Origin of the sequence: Thermophilibacter mediterraneus, from assembly GCF_900119385.1 — a bacterium.
GTDB classification, from domain to species: domain Bacteria; phylum Actinomycetota; class Coriobacteriia; order Coriobacteriales; family Atopobiaceae; genus Thermophilibacter; species Thermophilibacter mediterraneus.
The window spans coordinates 1-1,028 of record NZ_FPKO01000003.1 but is presented as its reverse complement, the minus strand read 5'-3'; the positions used below and the strand labels follow the sequence as shown (position 1 = coordinate 1,028).

Below are 1,028 nucleotides of genomic sequence, written 5' to 3'. Positions count from 1 at the left end.
TCTTCGCGGGGCTGGTCGAGCGGCAGCGGGCCTAGGCAACGCCCCCGGCCGGGAGCGACTGGCCTCGCACGAAGTGGTAGGCGATCCTCGGCGTGCCGTCGTCGCAGATGATGGTGCCGCGCCTCACGAAGCCCGCGCGCTCGAGCGCGCGGCGCATGGGGGCGTTGAGCTCGTGCGTGTCCGCCCGGACGTTGTCGTGCCGGTCGCAGAGCCAGGCGAGCAGCGCAGATCCCCGCCCGTGGCCCGACTCGGCGACGGCGAGCCGGTGCATCACCCAGTAGGGGTCGTCGTTGAGCCAGGTCTCGCCCTGGATGTCTGCATAGGTCCGGTCGGGGCGGTCGAAGACGCTCATGCACCCGACGGGCCCCGAGCCCTCGTCGAGCACCCAGAGCGCCCCCAGGGCGAGGTCGCACTCAGCGTCCACCCGCGTGGGGTAGTGGTCGGGCCACTGGGCCGCGTTCCCGTGCGCGCGCATGAACGCGCGCGCGGCGGCGTAAATGTCCGCGACGGAGTCGAGGTCCCCCTCGGTCGCCAGCCTGACGAGGCCGTGGCCGCCGCTGTCCTCGTGCACTAGAGGGGCCTCATGGAGAAGGACGCCTCGTAGGTGCGACCCGGCTCGAGGAGCACCATCCCGCGCTTCTCCTCGAAGACGTCGGACTCGTCGTAGGCGGTCGCGCAGCCCACCCACGGCTCGATCGCCACGAAGGGCGCCTCCGGTCCCGACGTCCAGACGCCGAGGTAGTCGAAGCCGTCGAAGTCGACCTCGACGCCGTGGCCCGAGGGTCCCACGAGGCGGACGCGCCGACCGGGAACCTCGACGAAGACGAGGGTGAGCAGCCGCTCGAAGAGGTCGTGCGAGAGCTCGAGGCGGTCGGAGTCGCTGAGGAGCTCCGTCATCTTGGAGAAGTCGTGGAGACCCGCCTCGTCGATCTTGGGGACGCGCGCCGTCCACGGCTCGCAGAACTCGAGCGCGTAGTCCGAGAAGGACTCGCCCGCGCCACCAGGTGCGGGGACGTTGAAGGCCGGGT

2 protein-coding genes are annotated in these 1,028 nt (G+C 71.3%); both read right to left on the bottom strand.

Features of this window, described 5'->3' with window-relative positions:
- Positions 1–31 precede the first annotated feature (31 nt).
- Entirely contained in the window at positions 32–571 is a 540-nt protein-coding gene (locus BQ7106_RS00040) for a GNAT family N-acetyltransferase (protein WP_083526801.1), read from the bottom strand.
- The coding region (locus BQ7106_RS10945; RefSeq protein WP_476756162.1) for an aldose epimerase family protein at positions 571–1,028 on the bottom strand (458 nt) is incomplete at its 5' end. The genes BQ7106_RS00040 and BQ7106_RS10945, both read right to left, overlap by 1 nt.